Source organism: Pseudoalteromonas sp. PA2MD11, from assembly GCF_017808125.1.
In the GTDB taxonomy this organism is placed as follows: Bacteria; Pseudomonadota; Gammaproteobacteria; order Enterobacterales; family Alteromonadaceae; genus Pseudoalteromonas; species Pseudoalteromonas simplex.
This window is the reverse complement of sequence record NZ_JADKNF010000023.1, coordinates 1-15,780: the sequence shown is the minus strand read 5'-3', so window position 1 is coordinate 15,780 and position 15,780 is coordinate 1. Positions and strand designations below refer to the sequence as shown.

General features: G+C 41.8%; 20 protein-coding genes. 13 read left to right on the top strand and 7 right to left on the bottom strand.

Annotation, left to right across the window (positions count from 1 at the left end; all coding sequences use genetic code 11):
* The first annotated feature begins 12 nt into the window (after window positions 1-12).
* The 5 genes from ISP07_RS19030 to ISP07_RS19010 all read left to right on the top strand — a co-directional run bounded on the left by ISP07_RS19030 (window position 13) and on the right by ISP07_RS19010 (window position 2,289).
* Window positions 13-669 carry a flagellar brake domain-containing protein gene (locus tag ISP07_RS19030; protein WP_209328569.1) on the top strand — a complete coding sequence of 219 codons (657 nt, stop codon included), beginning with the start codon at window positions 13-15 and terminating at the stop codon, window positions 667-669.
* 469 nt (window positions 670-1,138) lie between these two features.
* Complete coding sequence (locus ISP07_RS19025; protein ID WP_054554777.1) at window positions 1,139-1,348, top strand: calmodulin; 210 nt, start codon at window positions 1,139-1,141, stop codon at window positions 1,346-1,348.
* Window positions 1,349-1,415: 67 nt separating this feature from the next.
* Window positions 1,416-1,628, top strand: coding sequence for a calmodulin (locus ISP07_RS19020; RefSeq protein WP_054554776.1), 213 nt, complete (start codon window positions 1,416-1,418; stop codon window positions 1,626-1,628).
* Window positions 1,629-1,768: 140 nt separating this feature from the next.
* On the top strand, window positions 1,769-1,984 hold the full coding sequence (locus ISP07_RS19015) for a calmodulin (protein ID WP_209328568.1): 216 nt from the start codon (window positions 1,769-1,771) through the stop codon (window positions 1,982-1,984).
* Between the two features lie 86 nt (window positions 1,985-2,070).
* The gene (locus ISP07_RS19010) at window positions 2,071-2,289 is read left to right on the top strand and encodes an EF-hand domain-containing protein (protein WP_054554774.1); all 219 of its coding nucleotides are present in this window, start codon (window positions 2,071-2,073) and stop codon (window positions 2,287-2,289) included.
* Window positions 2,290-2,371: 82 nt separating this feature from the next.
* Here ISP07_RS19010 and trkA read toward each other — a convergent pair whose 3' ends face one another.
* The 4 genes from trkA to def are packed head-to-tail and all read right to left on the bottom strand — an operon-like array spanning window position 2,372 to window position 6,523.
* A complete protein-coding gene (gene trkA, locus ISP07_RS19005; RefSeq protein WP_054563775.1) occupies window positions 2,372-3,748 on the bottom strand; it encodes a Trk system potassium transporter TrkA in 1,377 nt (458 codons plus the stop codon).
* A 12-nt stretch (window positions 3,749-3,760) separates the two neighbouring features.
* Complete coding sequence (rsmB, locus tag ISP07_RS19000) at window positions 3,761-5,047, bottom strand: 16S rRNA (cytosine(967)-C(5))-methyltransferase RsmB (RefSeq protein ID WP_054554772.1); 1,287 nt, start codon at window positions 5,045-5,047, stop codon at window positions 3,761-3,763.
* Complete coding sequence (gene fmt / locus ISP07_RS18995; RefSeq protein WP_209328567.1) at window positions 5,040-5,993, bottom strand: methionyl-tRNA formyltransferase; 954 nt, start codon at window positions 5,991-5,993, stop codon at window positions 5,040-5,042. The genes rsmB and fmt overlap by 8 nt, the downstream gene beginning before the upstream one ends.
* A gap of 20 nt (window positions 5,994-6,013) precedes the next feature.
* Window positions 6,014-6,523, bottom strand: coding sequence for a peptide deformylase (gene def / locus ISP07_RS18990; protein ID WP_054554770.1), 510 nt, complete (start codon window positions 6,521-6,523; stop codon window positions 6,014-6,016).
* 118 nt (window positions 6,524-6,641) lie between these two features.
* Here def and ISP07_RS18985 point away from each other — a divergent pair, with 118 nt between their 5' ends.
* The 6 genes from ISP07_RS18985 (at window position 6,642) to hemF (ending at window position 11,549) form a co-directional block, all read left to right on the top strand.
* Window positions 6,642-7,760 carry a LysM peptidoglycan-binding domain-containing protein gene (locus ISP07_RS18985; RefSeq protein ID WP_054554769.1) on the top strand — a complete coding sequence of 373 codons (1,119 nt, stop codon included), beginning with the start codon at window positions 6,642-6,644 and terminating at the stop codon, window positions 7,758-7,760.
* Window positions 7,761-7,790: 30 nt separating this feature from the next.
* Window positions 7,791-8,888: a DNA-processing protein DprA gene (dprA, locus tag ISP07_RS18980; protein WP_209328566.1), complete on the top strand. Its 1,098-nt coding sequence runs from the start codon at window positions 7,791-7,793 to the stop codon at window positions 8,886-8,888.
* Entirely contained in the window at window positions 8,881-9,354 is a 474-nt protein-coding gene (locus ISP07_RS18975) for a DUF494 family protein (RefSeq protein WP_054554767.1), read from the top strand. Before dprA ends, ISP07_RS18975 begins: the two co-directional genes overlap by 8 nt.
* A 71-nt stretch (window positions 9,355-9,425) precedes the next feature.
* Window positions 9,426-9,995 carry a type I DNA topoisomerase gene (locus ISP07_RS18970; protein ID WP_209328565.1) on the top strand — a complete coding sequence of 190 codons (570 nt, stop codon included), beginning with the start codon at window positions 9,426-9,428 and terminating at the stop codon, window positions 9,993-9,995.
* 34 nt (window positions 9,996-10,029) lie between these two features.
* Window positions 10,030-10,596, top strand: a complete 567-nt coding sequence (locus tag ISP07_RS18965; RefSeq protein ID WP_138617971.1) for an L-threonylcarbamoyladenylate synthase — start codon at window positions 10,030-10,032, stop codon at window positions 10,594-10,596.
* A gap of 2 nt (window positions 10,597-10,598) precedes the next feature.
* Window positions 10,599-11,549, top strand: coding sequence for an oxygen-dependent coproporphyrinogen oxidase (gene hemF, locus ISP07_RS18960; RefSeq protein ID WP_209328564.1), 951 nt, complete (start codon window positions 10,599-10,601; stop codon window positions 11,547-11,549).
* An 86-nt stretch (window positions 11,550-11,635) separates the two neighbouring features.
* Here hemF and ISP07_RS18955 read toward each other — a convergent pair whose 3' ends face one another.
* Both ISP07_RS18955 and ISP07_RS18950 read right to left on the bottom strand, forming a co-directional pair.
* Window positions 11,636-13,231 carry a methyl-accepting chemotaxis protein gene (locus ISP07_RS18955; RefSeq protein ID WP_209328563.1) on the bottom strand — a complete coding sequence of 532 codons (1,596 nt, stop codon included), beginning with the start codon at window positions 13,229-13,231 and terminating at the stop codon, window positions 11,636-11,638.
* 81 nt (window positions 13,232-13,312) lie between these two features.
* Window positions 13,313-13,744, bottom strand: coding sequence for a group II truncated hemoglobin (locus ISP07_RS18950; RefSeq protein ID WP_054554758.1), 432 nt, complete (start codon window positions 13,742-13,744; stop codon window positions 13,313-13,315).
* A gap of 41 nt (window positions 13,745-13,785) precedes the next feature.
* Between ISP07_RS18950 and aroE the strand changes: the two genes are divergently transcribed.
* Both aroE and ISP07_RS18940 read left to right on the top strand, forming a co-directional pair.
* Window positions 13,786-14,610 carry a shikimate dehydrogenase gene (gene aroE, locus ISP07_RS18945; protein WP_209328562.1) on the top strand — a complete coding sequence of 275 codons (825 nt, stop codon included), beginning with the start codon at window positions 13,786-13,788 and terminating at the stop codon, window positions 14,608-14,610.
* Complete coding sequence (locus ISP07_RS18940) at window positions 14,607-14,861, top strand: DUF1488 domain-containing protein (RefSeq protein ID WP_105180736.1); 255 nt, start codon at window positions 14,607-14,609, stop codon at window positions 14,859-14,861. The genes aroE and ISP07_RS18940 overlap by 4 nt, the downstream gene beginning before the upstream one ends.
* Here the strand turns inward: ISP07_RS18940 and ISP07_RS18935 are convergent.
* Window positions 14,858-15,391 carry a gamma carbonic anhydrase family protein gene (locus ISP07_RS18935; protein ID WP_063701482.1) on the bottom strand — a complete coding sequence of 178 codons (534 nt, stop codon included), beginning with the start codon at window positions 15,389-15,391 and terminating at the stop codon, window positions 14,858-14,860. The two genes, ISP07_RS18940 and ISP07_RS18935, sit on opposite strands and share 4 nt — an antisense overlap.
* Window positions 15,392-15,780 lie beyond the last annotated feature (389 nt).

The following is a 15,780-nucleotide window of genomic DNA, read 5'->3' as shown; positions in this document are numbered from 1 at the left end:
GGAGATCAAAAAGTGCCAAAAACCCAAAAACAATTAAATTTAGAAAAGTTAACCTGTATTCCTGCTGGTAGCTTAGTTGATGTGGAAATTATCACACCAACAAATAGTAAGCGTGTGAAAACAGAGTTTATTGGCTTGATGAATGAGCAATACATCATCTTAAATTACCCTTCCTCAAAGCGATTGGCGAACGGCAGTGATTTCATCAAAGACGGTGTGATGGTGATTATACGGGCTGTGCTCGAAGCGGGCGGTGGGCAAGTGATTGCTTTTCGTCAGCAAATAAACGCCTTGGCATCTCACCCTCATCGCTTAATTTTTCTCGACTTTCCGCAGCAAGTACAGCTTTATAGCTTACGAAGTGAAGCGCGTATTCCTACGTTATTCCCTGCAAACTTAGTGATTTCGGAGCAAAAATTGGCAGGGCTTATTAAAGATATTTCTCTCACAGGCGTGCAGTTTGATCTTAATAGTAAGGAGGACTTAAGCGCTTTGAAAGGGCAAAGCTGCCAAATCACACTCAGTAAACGAGAGTTTAATGGCACAATATGCAGCGTACGTAAAAGAGCGGGTGGTTTTATGCTCGGTGTGCAACTTGATACCAGTGAAGATGAAATGAAAGCGTTTATGAAAGAGCACTTAATTGACCTTTCAGTGTTGGATAACTAATACCGATTCGCCATTTTGCAACAAAATGGCTATTTTCCTCAATTTAACCCTATAGATATTAAAATTACTTTATAAATAAATTCAAATAACCAATTAAATCAATGTTTTACTAATTAAATTAATTTCGATTTTTTTCTTTAAGTTTTGTTGTTCAGATAGAGTTTATTTTCAAATTTCTAATTTTTCTGTTTTCTAATCCGAATTAATCACTATTGTCTCCATTTTAATCTTTGTAACTTATTGATTTTAAAGGTGACAAAAAACCAACCACCGAGCTTGTTGCAAAACAGCAACAAATAAATCGCGTTATTTCCCCCCTAATTCTCGGTATTTTAATTTAATACACTGATTTTATTGTTCTTTTTAACTTTGGCATCGAAGTTGAAATAGTCTTAGCGAACACAGAGAAAAACTGATTCAGGAACATATCCTTTATCACATTTGAGACAACATTGAAGGAATAGTGATTATGAAAACGTTACACAAAACTTTAGCACTTGTAGCTCTTGCAACTTCATCTGCAGCATTTGCCGCTGACTTTGACACATTAGATGTTAATGGTGATGGCGCAATCAGCAAAAGCGAAGCATCAGTAAGCGAAGCATTAATGAGCCAATTTAAAGAGCTTGATACAGATGGCAACGGTGAGCTGTCAAAACAAGAGTACTCAAAAGCTTAATTTCATTGTAAGGACGCACTGAAAAGGATTTCTAACTCAAGACAACACATTTTGAAGGAATGACATTATGAACACAGTAAATAAAACACTAGCACTTATGGCACTTGTATCTTCATCTGCAGCATTTGCGATGAGTGACTTCGATACCTTAGATGTTGATGGCAATGGTGTTATCAGCCAAAGCGAAGCATCGGTAGATGCAGAGCTTATGAGCAAATTCAGTGAACTAGACACTGACGGTAACGGTGAGTTATCGAAACAAGAATTTTCAAAAGCTTAATGTGATTAAGCAAAACCAGTTTATTTAGCTGATTAGTTCTGAGCTGCCAAAGACAGCCTAAATGGATAAGGGAATCCATGACAAAGGACAACACTGGAAGTGTGATCAGCTAACACTCTTAATATTGAAGGAATATGATTATGAAAACAGTAAACAAAACATTAGCTTTAATCGCACTTGCAGCATCATCAGCAGCTTTTGCAGCATCTGACTTTGACACTCTAGACGTTGACGGTAATGGCGTGGTTAGCAAAAGTGAAGCAGCCGTTGACGCAAAAATTATGTCGCAGTTTAAAACACTAGATGTGAATGGCGACGGCGTTCTTACTGAAGCCGAGTTCTCTGAAGCCGAATAACTGAATTAATACATAGTTATACCAGTTTCCACTTAGCAAGGATCTCAGAAACGGATTTCACTCTTTTAAAATTTAAGGTAGTTATTATGAAACAGTTAAGCACAACAATCGCAATTTTAGCACTAGCAACATCATCAGCAGCCTTTGCACAAGGCGTAAGCTTTGCAACGTTCGATACCGACGGTGATGGTGTGATCAGCAAAGAAGAAGCATCTGCAAATATGCAGCTTGAAAAGTTATTTCCAGAACTAGATAGCGATGGTAATGGCGAACTTTCAAAAGAAGAGTTTGCTCAAATTCAGTAGAATCTTTTAGAAAAGTTAGGTACTTTCACTTCAAGAGTCGTAAAGCAGCTGTCATGGCTGCTTTTTTCGTTTATAAGTTTTTTTACAAGAAGATAGCACTTACTTGGAACAGCTTTTCAACAACTGTAATGTGCTTTTTATCAATCAAGAACATGATGACATGGTCACCCGACTGAATAACCGTATCGTCATGGGCAATCAGTACATCATCGTTACGCACAATTGCACCAATGGTTGTTCCAGCTGGTAGCTTAATATCAGCAATAGCTCGGCCAACAACTTTAGAAGTATGCTCATCACCATGAGCAACAGCTTCAATGGCTTCTGCTGCGCCCTTACGTAATGAATAAACGTTAACAATGTCACCACGACGTACGTGTGTTAGTAGCGCCGAGATAGTGGCTTGCTGAGGTGAAATAGCAATATCAATTTCACCGCCTTGTACTAGGTCAACATATGCGCCACGCTGAATAAGCACCATGGTTTTTTGTGCGCCCATACGCTTTGCCAGCATCGCAGACATAATGTTTGCTTCATCGTCATTGGTAACAGCAATGAAAACATCTACTTGTTCAATATGTTCTTCAGATAACAGTTCTTGATCAGAGGCATCGCCACAAAATACGACGGTGTTATCAAGCATTTCAGAAAGCTGTGCTGCACGCTCTTTATTGCGCTCAAGTAGCTTAACGCTGTGGTTTTTCTCAAGTGAACGCGCAAGGCCCGCACCGATATTACCACCACCGGCGATCATGATCTTTTTGTATGAACGTTCGAGCTTTTGCAGCTCATTCATGACTGCGCGAATATGCTTTGTTGCAGCGATAAAGAACACTTCATCGTCCGCTTCGATAACCGTTGTGCCAAGCGGTTTAATCGCTTTACCTTGACGATAAATAGCCGCTACACGGGTTTCGACATTCGGAATGTGTTCTTTCAAGGCTGAAAGGGCATAACCCACCAGCAAACCACCGTAATAGGCTTTCACCGCAACCAGCGATAACATGCCATCGGCAAATTGTAATACCTGTAAAGCCCCTGGATAGTCGATTAAGCGACGAATATACTTAGTTACCAGCGCTTCTGGAGCAATGTAGTGGTCAACAGGTAAGTCATCGTTATGGAATAGCTTTTCACGGTACTTTAAGTATTGCTCTGAGCGAATACGGGCAATTTTGGTTGGTGTATTAAAAATACTATAAGCAACTTGGCAAGCAACCATGTTCACTTCATCTGAACTGGTTACGGCAATAATCATATCGGCGTCTTCTGCGCCTGCGCGACGCAATACATCGGGATGCGCACTGTGACCGGTAACACCTTGTAAGTCGTACTTATCTTGTAGCTCACGCAAACGGTTACCGTCGATATCGACAACGGTGATCTCATTTTGCTCACCTACGAGGTTTTCTGCCAGTGTGCCACCAACTTGTCCGGCACCGAGTATGATTATTTTCATAGCTTGTTCTTATTAGTGTTTTTTAACTAGCTTTGCGTAATAGAAACCGTCACTTTCACCAGGCAGTAATTGCAGACCAGGTAACGTAGGGGTGTCGTTTTCATGCAAAGGTATGTGTTCAGCACTTTGATTATTGGCAAGGAATTTAGCAACTTGTTGTTGGTTCTCTTGCGGTAATACAGAGCAGGTCGCATAAACTAACGTACCACCAGGCTTAAGTAGAGGCCAAATGCTATTTAGGATATCGCCTTGTAAGTTAGCTAGATCTTCAATATCAGATGCACGACGTAACCACTTAATATCAGGGTGACGACGGATCACGCCAGTTGCTGAACAAGGCACATCAAGCAAAATACGGTCAAATTGCTGCTCATCCCACCAGATGTGAGGTTGTGAAGCATCGGCACATTGTAGATCGGCAGCCAAGCCAATACGCACTAAGTTTTGCTTAACACGTTCTAGGCGCTCGCTGTCGCTATCTAGCGCTAATACGTCAGCGTCGGCAAGTTCTAGGATATGGCACGTTTTACCACCTGGCGCTGCACACGCATCTAAAATGACATCATCATTTTGTGGATCTAAAAAGCGTGCTGCTAATTGTGCCGCTGCATCTTGAACTGAGCAGGCACCGGTATCAAACTCTGGTAATGCGTATACATCACACGGTTTAGCTAGTTTAATACCATCAGGAAAATCAGCATTAAGGGTATGCTCAATATCATTTGCTTTCAGCATCTCGCTGTATTCTTGGGTGCTGTACTGCGCTTGGTTTACACGTAACCACATAGGTGCTTGCAACTGATTCGCTTCAAGAATTTCTTGCCAGTTATCAGGATAAGCTGCAGTAACTTGTTTGATAAACCAACCTGGGTGGTTAAATTTGCAAACAGGAATTTGCTTTGCTTTTTCTTCAAGCTCAGCTTGCTCACGTTGGAAACTGCGTAAAATCGCGTTAATCAGACCTTTTAAACCCAGTGCGCGCATTTGCTGAAGCGCATTAACCGTTTCGCTGATTGCTGCATGAGGCGGTACACGCATATGTTGAAGTTGGTAAATACCCACATACAACAAGAACTGGAAAATACGGCGCTTACCTTTTAGTGGTTGATCTAAAAGTTGCTGGCAATAATTTTCTAGGCTAGGTAAATAGCGCAGCACACCGTAGCAAATTTGTTGTAGTAAGGCTTTATCTTTCGGCGATAAACCCTGGCTTGCAAAAGGCAGCTCTTGATTCAACGACGCGCCTTTATCGACTACGTTGTAAAGGGTTTCAGCAGCAAGTGCTCTTACATTACTCATTGCTTTGACCTAATACTGAGCCAGGTTCAACCCAATCACTGCGACCATTTAAAAAGTCACTCACAGCCATTGGTTTTTTACCTTGCGGTTGAAGAAGGGTGATTTTAAGTGCATCTTGCCCACAGCCAACAGTAATACCTTGCTTATCAGAAGCAATGATTTTACCGGCTTGTGCAGTTTGCGATACAACTTCGGCTTGCCAAATTTTTACTGTTTGTCCTGCCATTTCGGTAAAACAAACAGGCCATGGATTAAAAGCGCGGATGTTACGCTCAATTTGCGCAGCATCCATTGACCAATCAATATTGGCTTCGTCTTTTGATAACTTTTTAGCGTAATTAGCTTGTGCGTCATCTTGCTTTTCTGGAGTGATTTCACCTGCAGCAAGACGATTGATTGTACTGATCAGTGCATCAGGACCGAGTGCAGCTAGCTTATCGTATAAAGAGCTACTGGTTTCTGTGCTATCAATTGGGCAACGGCTGATATGCAGCATGTCGCCTGTATCTAAGCCTTCATCCATTTGCATTATTGTTACACCGGTTTCGTTGTCACCAGCCCAAATAGCACGTTGGATCGGTGCAGCACCACGCCAGCGCGGTAAAATAGAGCCATGCACGTTTAAGCAGCCTAAGCGCGGTGCATCTAAAATCGCTTTTGGTAACAGTAAGCCGTACGCCACTACAATCATAATATCGGCGTTCAGGCTGGTAAGCTCTGCAAGTGCTTCATCTGATTTGAGTGATTGCGGTTGAAATACAGGTAAATCATGAGCAAGTGCCAGCTCTTTAACTTCACTGGCTTTTAGCTTTTTACCTCGGCCCGCTGGGCGATCAGGTTGGCTATATACACCAACAATGTCGTGCTCTGAGTCAATCAGTGCTTGTAAATGGCGCGCAGCAAAATCCGGCGTACCAGCAAAAATAATGCGTAATGGTTGTGTCACAGATATTCCTATTGATTAACTTATGATTTAGCTGCCAGCTTAGCTTCTTTCTCAAGCTTTTTACGGATTCGTTGGCGCTTTAAAGGCGATAGATAATCAATAAATAGGGTGCCTTTAAGGTGATCAAGCTCATGCTGAATACAAATCGCTAATAGCTCGTCAGCGTCTAGGCTGAATTCTTCACCGTTTTCATTTAGCGCTTTAACAGTGACTGTTTCTGCGCGGTCAACTTTTGCATATGAATAAGGAACTGATAAACAGCCTTCTTCACTCACCGTTGAACCATCTTTTTTGGTGATTTCTGGGTTGATTAACACTAACGGTTGGTCGCGCTCTTCAGATACATCGATCACCACAATGCGCTGGTGGATATCTACTTGCGTTGCTGCTAAGCCGATACCGTTTTCGTCATACATAGTTTCAAGCATGTCTTTGACGATTTGACGAACTTCATCGTTTACTTCTGGCACTTCTTTCGCGATTGTACGTAAACGCTCATCCGGAAATCTTAAAACTTCTAACCTAGCCATAGTTACCTTTTACACTTGTGATTCATTTAGGGTATTGTATGCTCTTATTTTAGCCATTCGTGTTCACCTTTAACAGGTTTTGGTTGATAATAATCGAAAAACAACACAAGGAAGCCAAATGAGATACCCACTAGTTGCGGCTTTGCTAGCCTTTAGCAGTGCTTTTCCTGCAATTGCTGATGTGTTAACAATAAAAAAAGATGCGCCAAAACAATACGTTGTAAAAAAGGGCGACACACTTTGGGATATTTCTGGTGTGTATTTAGATGAGCCTTGGCAATGGCCTGACTTATGGCAAATGAATCCACAAATTGCGAATCCACATTTAATATACCCGGGTGATGCGCTCACTTTAATTTACGATAAAGACGGAAATCCTCGTTTAGTTAAAAATGCGCGTTATAAAAAACTCTCTCCAGAAGGGCGAATCACTCCAAAAGGCAAAAATGCAGTGCCTACCTTACCATTGGAATTATTACGCCCATATTTAAGCTATGAGCAAGCGATTAGCGCCGAAATTATTGCTGATAAGCCCTATATTTTAGGCGCTAGTGTTAATACTAAAATGAACACCTTGGGGCATACACTCTATGTTAAAGGCGACCTGCATTTAAATGAAGCGTATGGGGTTTATCGAAAAGGAAATGACCTTGTTGATCCAAAGACTAATGAAGTATTGGCGAATAAAGCTGAGCTTGTGGCGATTGTTCGCTCATTTAGAAGCGGTGATGTAGCAAATGGCGTTCCTGCCTCAGTTAAGGTTGAGCTAGTAAAACAAGAAATTAAGCCGCATGACTTTTTAATGCCAGCAATGGAAGGGCAGATGTTGCCTGCCTATTTCACAATGAAACGTCCAGACACGGCTTTAGATGGCACGATAATCGCGTCAGCTAATGAAATGCGTGAATTTAGTACCATGGATATTGTTGTACTAAACTTAGGCTCGGACCAAGTGAAACCGGGTTTCGTCCTCGATATTCAACGTCAATCACCAGAAGTGTATGACGGCCGCAATGGTCCTCGCTACCGCGAAGACTCTAACAGCCTTGAGAAATTCATGACTGACGCAAATGAGCTGTTCGGTATCGAAAGTGACGAAGACAGTAGTGTATGGCATATGCCAAAGGAAAAAGTCGGTGAACTAATGGTGTTTAAGGTATATGACAACGTTAGCTACGCATTGATTGTGAAAAATCAGCACCCGATCCGAGTTGGAGATTATGCAGTTATAAACTAACTCACAATTTGGGCGCTCTAAGGAGGGAGCATGGCACAGGTTTCAGGCAAGCTATCCCATTGGCTTGCCTTTTATTTATGTAAAGGGCTTGGGATAAAAAGCCTTATTGCATTAAGTCAAAAGCAGCCACTGGATGAGCTATTTAAGTTATCTAGTTTAGAGCTTCAGCAGCTGGGCTTATCACAAAGCCAAGCCGATAACTTAGTTAATACCGATTGGCAATTAGTCGCCCACTATCAAGAGCAGATATCAACGCTTAAAATCAAAGTGATCAGTTATTTTGATAGTAACTATCCGCCCTTACTCAAACAAATAGCCAGTGCACCTATCTTATTATTTTGTTTAGGTAACACTGAGCTATTACGGTCACCACAAATAGCAATTGTCGGTAGCCGTAATGCCACACCAACAGGGCTTGAAATAGCCGCTGAATTTGCTCATCAATTATCATCTGTTGGCATGACGGTGACATCTGGTATGGCTTTGGGCATTGATGGCGCAGCCCATAAAGGTGCATTAGCAGGAACAGGAAACACCATTGCTGTACTTGGTACGGGTATCGATATTGCCTATCCCAAACGCCATAGTTTGCTTATTAAACAAGTTGCAGAGCGGGGCTTATTGGTTTCTGAGTTCTTACCAGGCACTGCTGCTAATGCCGCTAATTTTCCGCGCCGAAACCGTATTATCTCTGGATTATCATTAGGTGTGTTGATTGTCGAAGCGCAGATTAAAAGTGGCTCTTTGGTTACCGTACGCTATGCACTTGAGCAGAATAAAGACGTGTTTGCAGTGCCGGGTTCTATAAAAAGCCCACTTTCAGAGGCGAGTCATTTTTTAATTAAGCAAGGCGCTAAATTGACAGAAAATATTAGTGATATTCTTGATGAAGTGAGCTTTTTCTGTGAAAACAGTCTATATAGTATAGAACAGCCCATAGCAGATGAACCCGACTGCCCAGTGTTCAAAAGTATAGGGTATGAGGTAACAAGTGTTGATCAAATAACACAGCGCAGCCAATTACCTGTAGACGAAGTACAAGCTCGGTTACTCGACCTAGAGCTCGCAGATAAAATCGAACGAGTACTAGATGGTTATATAAGACTGGGAGGACATAAACATGTTTGACATCCTCATGTATCTTTTTGAAAACTATATCCATAGTGAAGCTGAAATCTTTACTGAAGAGAACGAACTTACCGATGAGTTAGTTCGTGCTGGCTTCAACAAACCTGAAATCTACAAAGCCCTTGATTGGCTAGAGCAACTTGCAGACTTACAACAAAGCGATATCTACCCGTACCTTAATGCCCAACCACAACATGCCATGCGTATTTACACAGATAGTGAATGCCAAATGTTAAGTGTTGAGTGTCGCGGCTTTTTAATGTTTATCGAGCAAATTGGCGTGATTAACACCGTAACCCGCGAAATGGTGATAGATAGGCTTTGCGCTTTAGATAAACCATTTATTTCTTTGGAAGATCTAAAGTGGGTAGTGCTGATGGTGTTATTTAATGTACCTGGGTCAGAGCAAGCTTACGCACAAATGGAAGACTTAATATTTGACGAACCAACCGATGTATTACATTAATTCGACTTTGCTTGTATCTTTGTTGAGTTTGGGTATATTAGGCGAAAATTAGCCAACCCCACAGGAATCTTATGAGTAAAATCGACCATTCTCTTTTTTCTGCAGATAAACATGCACTCGAAAAAGAGTATGAGGTTTGCCCTAAATGCGGTTCTGAATTGGTTATGCGCAACTCAAAGTCAGGGCCATTTTTAGGCTGTGCCAGTTACCCTAAATGTGACTACATCCGCCCATTAGCTCATCACGATAGCCAACAAATAAAAGTACTTGAAGGCAGTGCCTGCCCAGAATGTGGCAAGCCATTGGTAATTAAAAATGGCCGCTACGGCATGTTTATTGGGTGTACGGGCTATCCCGAGTGCCACTATATTGCACATGATGAAGAGCCTGACGGTGCCCCTCAATTACCTGCTTGCCCAAAATGCAAAAAAGGCCAGCTGGTTGCGCGTAGTAATAAGTTTGGCAAAACCTTTTATTCTTGTGATGGCTATCCGCGCTGTAAATATACGCTTAATCATAAACCTGTGGCGACCGAGTGTCCTGCCTGTCATTGGCCAATTATGACCGAAAAGAAAACTGCCTCAGGTGTTGTGTTACAATGCCCGCAGAAGTCGTGTATGCATAAGTTAGTCGAATCTTAATGCACTTGTAATTTGTTTATTTAGGAGAGTTTCTTTGTCTGATCCTGTTGCACAACCAGCCAATGCAATTGACGCTTTGCAGCAAGGCGGTGTGATTGTTTACCCAACCGAAGCTGTTTTTGGTCTTGGTTGCGATCCTGATAACCAATCTGCGGTTGAAAAGCTTTTAGCCATCAAACAACGCCCTGTAGAAAAAGGCTTAATTTTAATTGCTGACAATTATGGCCAGTTATTAAAGTATGTAGATGATGCCAAAATCCCCATGGATAAACGTGCTGATATCTTTTCACAATGGCCAGGTGCTATCACTTGGGTGATGCCGGCAGCAAAAGAAACGCCAAAGTGGTTAACGGGTCAGTTTGATACTATTGCTGTACGTGTAACTGATCACCCAACAGTAAAAGCCCTGTGTCAGCAATTTGGTAAACCGTTAGTTTCAACAAGTGCAAACTTAACCGGTCAAGAAACGGTAATGACTATCGCACAAGCGAAAAGCGAATTTGCAGACACAGTAGATTTTTATGTTGATGAGCCGTTAGGTGGCAACAGCCAACCAAGTGTGATCAAAGACGCTGCGACCGGCAAAGTATTTAGAGGATAAACATGCAAAGCGAGCTACTCGAACAAGTTAAAACCTATTTAATGGCCTTACAAGATACAATTTGTCAGGGTCTTGAAAGTGCCGATGGCAAAGCAAAATTTGTTGAAGATAATTGGCAACGTGCAGAAGGCGGCGGTGGTCGTACTCGTGTTATCCAAGGTGGTAATGTTATCGAACAGGGTGGGGTAAACTACTCGCATGTATTTGGCGCGTCAATGCCAGCATCTGCGACAGCGCATCGCCCAGAGCTCGCAGGTCGTAGTTTTCATGCATGTGGTGTGTCATTAGTGATCCATCCTAATAATCCACATATTCCAACGAGTCACGCCAATGTGCGTTTCTTCATTGCCGAAAAAGAAGGTGAAGATCCAATTTGGTGGTTTGGCGGTGGTTTTGATTTAACACCTTATTACCCTGTATTTGAAGATGTACAACATTGGCATCAGGTGGCAAGCGATTTATGTCAGCCATTCGGTGCAGCAGTTTACGACAAATATAAAAACTGGTGTGATGATTACTTTTATCTAAAACACCGTAGCGAAACACGTGGTGTTGGTGGCTTATTCTTTGATGATTTAAATGAGCTTGGCTTTGAACAAAGCTTTGCCTTTATGCAGGCGGTAGGAAATGGCTATTTAGATGCTTACCTTCCTATTATTGAACGCCGTAAAAACACGCCGACAACCGAACAGCAACGCGATTTCCAACTGTATCGTCGTGGTCGTTATGTTGAATTTAATCTTGTTTGGGACCGCGGTACATTATTTGGCTTACAAACAGGCGGACGTACTGAGTCAATTCTAATGTCGATGCCACCATTAGCACGTTGGGAGTATAACTATGTACCTGCTGCAGATAGCCCAGAAGCTAAGCTGTATCAGTACTATTTACGTCCGCAAGATTGGTTAAACAGCAAAGAATCAGATTTAGTTGCACGTCAGTGGCAGCTTTAATCAAAAGATAACTCAATTCAGTGTTACTATCTCCTAGCCTAGTGGTAACACTCTTTCTATTTAGTATTTACGTGAAAGTGACGCTTTTAGCTTAATTTGAAGCGTCTTACTTGTTCATCCAGTGACCGTGCTAACGACAACAGCTCTTCACTGACTTTTTGGTTTTCATGGGCATCAACCAATGAGTGCTCGGCATTGTCACTAATTGCTATAACGCTTTGGTTAATTTCTTCAGCTGCTAGATTTTGCTGTTCAGTGGCATCAGCGATTTGCACGTTAAGTTGATTTATTTCGCTCATCTGCGAAGAAATATCACGTAGAGCTTTAGCAACTTGCTTAACTTGAACTGCTCTTTCGTCTGCTTCTTCGCAAGAGTTATTCATGGTATTAACGGTTTGTGCTGCTTCAGCTTGTAGTTTATCGATAGTGCGGCGAATTTCGTCGGTTGAGTCATGGGTACGGGTTGCTAAAGTACGTACTTCATCGGCTACCACAGCAAAGCCTCGGCCAGCTTCACCAGCACGAGCGGCCTCAATGGCAGCATTAAGTGCAAGTAAGTTAGTTTGCTCGGCAATGCTACTGATCACCTCGAGTACTTTGCCAACGTCTAACGTTTGCGTTTGTAGTTGACTTACTTGCTCAGCTGCTGCTCTAACATCTGCCGCAAGTTGATTAATACTTTGCTCAGTGTGCTCAGCAACATGTAAGCTTTGCTGCGCAAGTTGATTACTATGCTCAGATTTCTCAGACGCAAAATGGGTGGTGTTTTTAACTTCGCTTGATGAGCTTTCTAATTCGTTGATAGCGGCAGCGACCGAATCTGTCCCTTGCTTTTGCTTTAAAATCGCTTGCTCGGTGGCATCCGCTGAGGCATAAATGCTTTCGGCAGAGTGGATCAATACCTTAGAAGAATGGGAGACTTGGGCAATATTATCTTTAAACGCGCCTATCATGTGATTAAAGCTGGTGGCGAGAGAGCTAAGCTCGTCATTATTACTGTCATTTACCGTGAGGCTTAAATCTTTATTGGTGGTTGCCAAGTGCATGGTGTGGCTAATGACTTTTAAGCGTTTGATGAATATTTTTCTAAACATCACGGCCAGTAGTGAAAATGCAGTAATGAAAATAGTCGTTAGTAGTAGCGTATTCGTTAAGGTGTTTTGCGATACTTCTTGCTCAATATCAGCCAACGAATAACTAATTTTTACTACACCTAACACATCTCCTTCTTGTGCTTGATGGCAGCCTAAGCAGTTTGTTCCTTTATAATCACTGCGAGCAAACATAGGCTTAAGATAAGTCATCGTACTATTTTGATTATCAATAAATAGTGCTTCAGTGCCTGTTAGTGCTTTTCGTTCAGCATCATTTGTCGCAACTTGGTTGGCATTTCCTGGCCCATAAATTTTATTAACGATTGGACTACGAATGATATGGGCGTCTGCAATATTAGGATGGCTTCTTAATTTAGTACTTAGAATTTCGCGATTAGCCATGGTGCCAGTTAGCATCATGGTGTTAATAGAATCAAAATAATTATCGGCAAGCAGTTTAATGTTACTTTCAACAGTGTCTTGTGCTAATGCATGCTGTTGCTGAGCGCTGCTGAATATACTGGCAAATAATACCAATACGCCTGTTAGTGCTAACAAGGCATAAATTTTAAATTGTATAGACTTCATTTGACGACGCTTTTTCTAAATTAAGGAAAATTTATTATCTTTATTTAGAAAAAGCGTACATTGATATAGCGCAAAGCTTCGTTAGTTTTGATTGATCATATGGCTGGCGAGTTGCGATAACGATTGTCTTAACCCTTCACGCAGGAGTGGGTTATCAATCTCGATATCAAGCGTTTTATTCATACAATGCATCCATTGGTCACGTAGGTCTTGATCAATAGGGAAAGGCATGTGACGCTTTCTTAGCATTGGGTGACCATATTTTTCAACGAATAGGTCAGGGCCGCCCAGCCAGCCAGATAAAAACTCAAAGAATACTTGGCGAATTCTATCTAAAGGCTGAGGATGCATATCATATAATGGTTTGGCGTATTCATCTGTGGCCATTATGTCGTAAAATCGATTTGCAATTGCTCGAGCTCCTGCTTCACCGCCAATAATTTCGTAAGGTGTTTTTTCTGGGGTAGGCGTTTCAGGCGTTGGTTTCGATTTAGAAAAAAGTCGTTTAATCATAATATTAATAAAGCTCTACAGGGCGAAGAGGTTGCTTCACTATGGACAAATACGCGGTTTTTGGAAATCCAATAAAACATTCGAAATCACCCGCAATACACGCACAATTTGCTGCATCATTAAACGAGCAAATACAATACAGCGCCATTTTAGCACCAACAGATGCATTTGAAAAAACTGTCGCTGAGTTTTTCGCTGCGGGTGGTAAAGGGGCTAATGTCACCTTGCCATTTAAAGAGCAAGCATTTGCCATGGTCGATGAACTTACAGAGCAAGCGAAAATAGCCGGAGCAGTAAACACGATTAAACAACTCGAAGATGGTAGCCTACTGGGGGATAACACCGATGGTGTAGGGCTTGTTAAAGATCTTTTAGCCAATAATGTCACCTTAAAAGGGCAGCGAGTACTTCTTATTGGCGCCGGTGGTGCGGCGCGAGGCGTCATTCAGCCATTATTGAATGAGCAAATCGAAAGTTTAACAATAGCCAACCGTACCGCCGAAAAAGCAAAGGCGCTAGCAAGTCATTTTAATGGTGAAATTGATGTGCAGGGCTTTGCTTTAAATGATATCCCAGCAAACAACTATGATGTGGTAATTAATTCAACCTCAAGTAGCGTAACGAGAGACCTGCCTGGTATAGCTGAAGAGCACGTTGCTAAGTGTCAGTGCGCTTACGATATGTTTTACGCAAATGACGATACCGCATTTATCAGTTGGGTAAAGTTGATTAACCCAACATGTTTAACACTTGATGGTTGTGGCATGCTAGTTGGTCAAGCAGCGCAAGCTTATTTTGTATGGCGCAATAAAATGCCAGAAATCATTCCCGTTGTTAGCGCGCTTAAAGCAGGAGAAATTGCGTGAATCAAGCTATCCAATTTATAGACAGACTCGAATTTAAGCCAGAAGAAAAGCAGTTGGTGTTTTTTGCCCAAGTAAGTGGCTTGATGGTGGAGTGTGTTATTGATACCAGCAAATATGATTTTGCTGATCAAAGCAGTGCGGTTAATTACTTTGAATCTTATCGTTTCGATTACGAAGAACTCGCCGAGCAACTGATCGAAGATGAGCAGTATAACTCGGCAGGACAAGTCGAATTAACCGAGGTGTTTTAGCCCTCAGCTAAGTATTCATCTTTAAGCTGAACATAATTATCAGCAGAGACTTTTAAAAAGGCGCGCTCTTGCTCTGTTAAAGGGCGAGCCTGTTTAACAGGGCTACCGACATAAAGGTAACCAGACTCTAAACGCTTGTTAGGTGGTACTAATGAACCACCACCAATGATCACATCATCTTCAACAATTGCGTTGTCCATCACAATCGCACCCATCCCAACAAGTATACGATTACCAAGTTGACAGCCGTGTAACATAACTTTATGACCGACAGTGACGTCATCACCAATAATAAGAGGGTAACCATCGGGGTTTGACTTAGAAGCTCGGGTTAAATGTAAAACACTGCCGTCTTGAATGTTTGTACGTTCACCAATACGTATATAGTTAACATCACCTCGCGCAGCAACAAGAGGCCATACACTTGAATCTTTACCAAGCGTAATATCACCGACTAAAACCGATGACTCATCAATATAAACACTATTATCGTATGTCGGAGTGATCCCTTTATAAGAACGGATAGTCATAAATTCACCTTTTAATTTAAAAATGCGCTCAGTCTAGTGTAACAGCGAAGCAAATAAATACACCAAAACAGAGCTAAATTGACTGCTAAACAGCCAGTTTTAGGGTGTTTAGTTCAAAAGCTGAGCGAACAGTACGTTTTTTTAAATTTTATTGAAAAAAGTGCTTGCGTAAAAAATCCATCTCCCTATAATGCGACCCCACTGACACGGCGGGCAGCAACGAAAGGCGCTAACAACGTAGCAGAGAGTTAAGTGAAACTTCGGTTTCAAATAATCGAAAGAAAGTTTGAAATTAAGTGTTGACTCGAAAATTTAAGGATGTATTATACGCATCCCTAGCGACAACGTCGCAACGTTCTTTAACAATATAAAGCAATCATCTGTGTGGG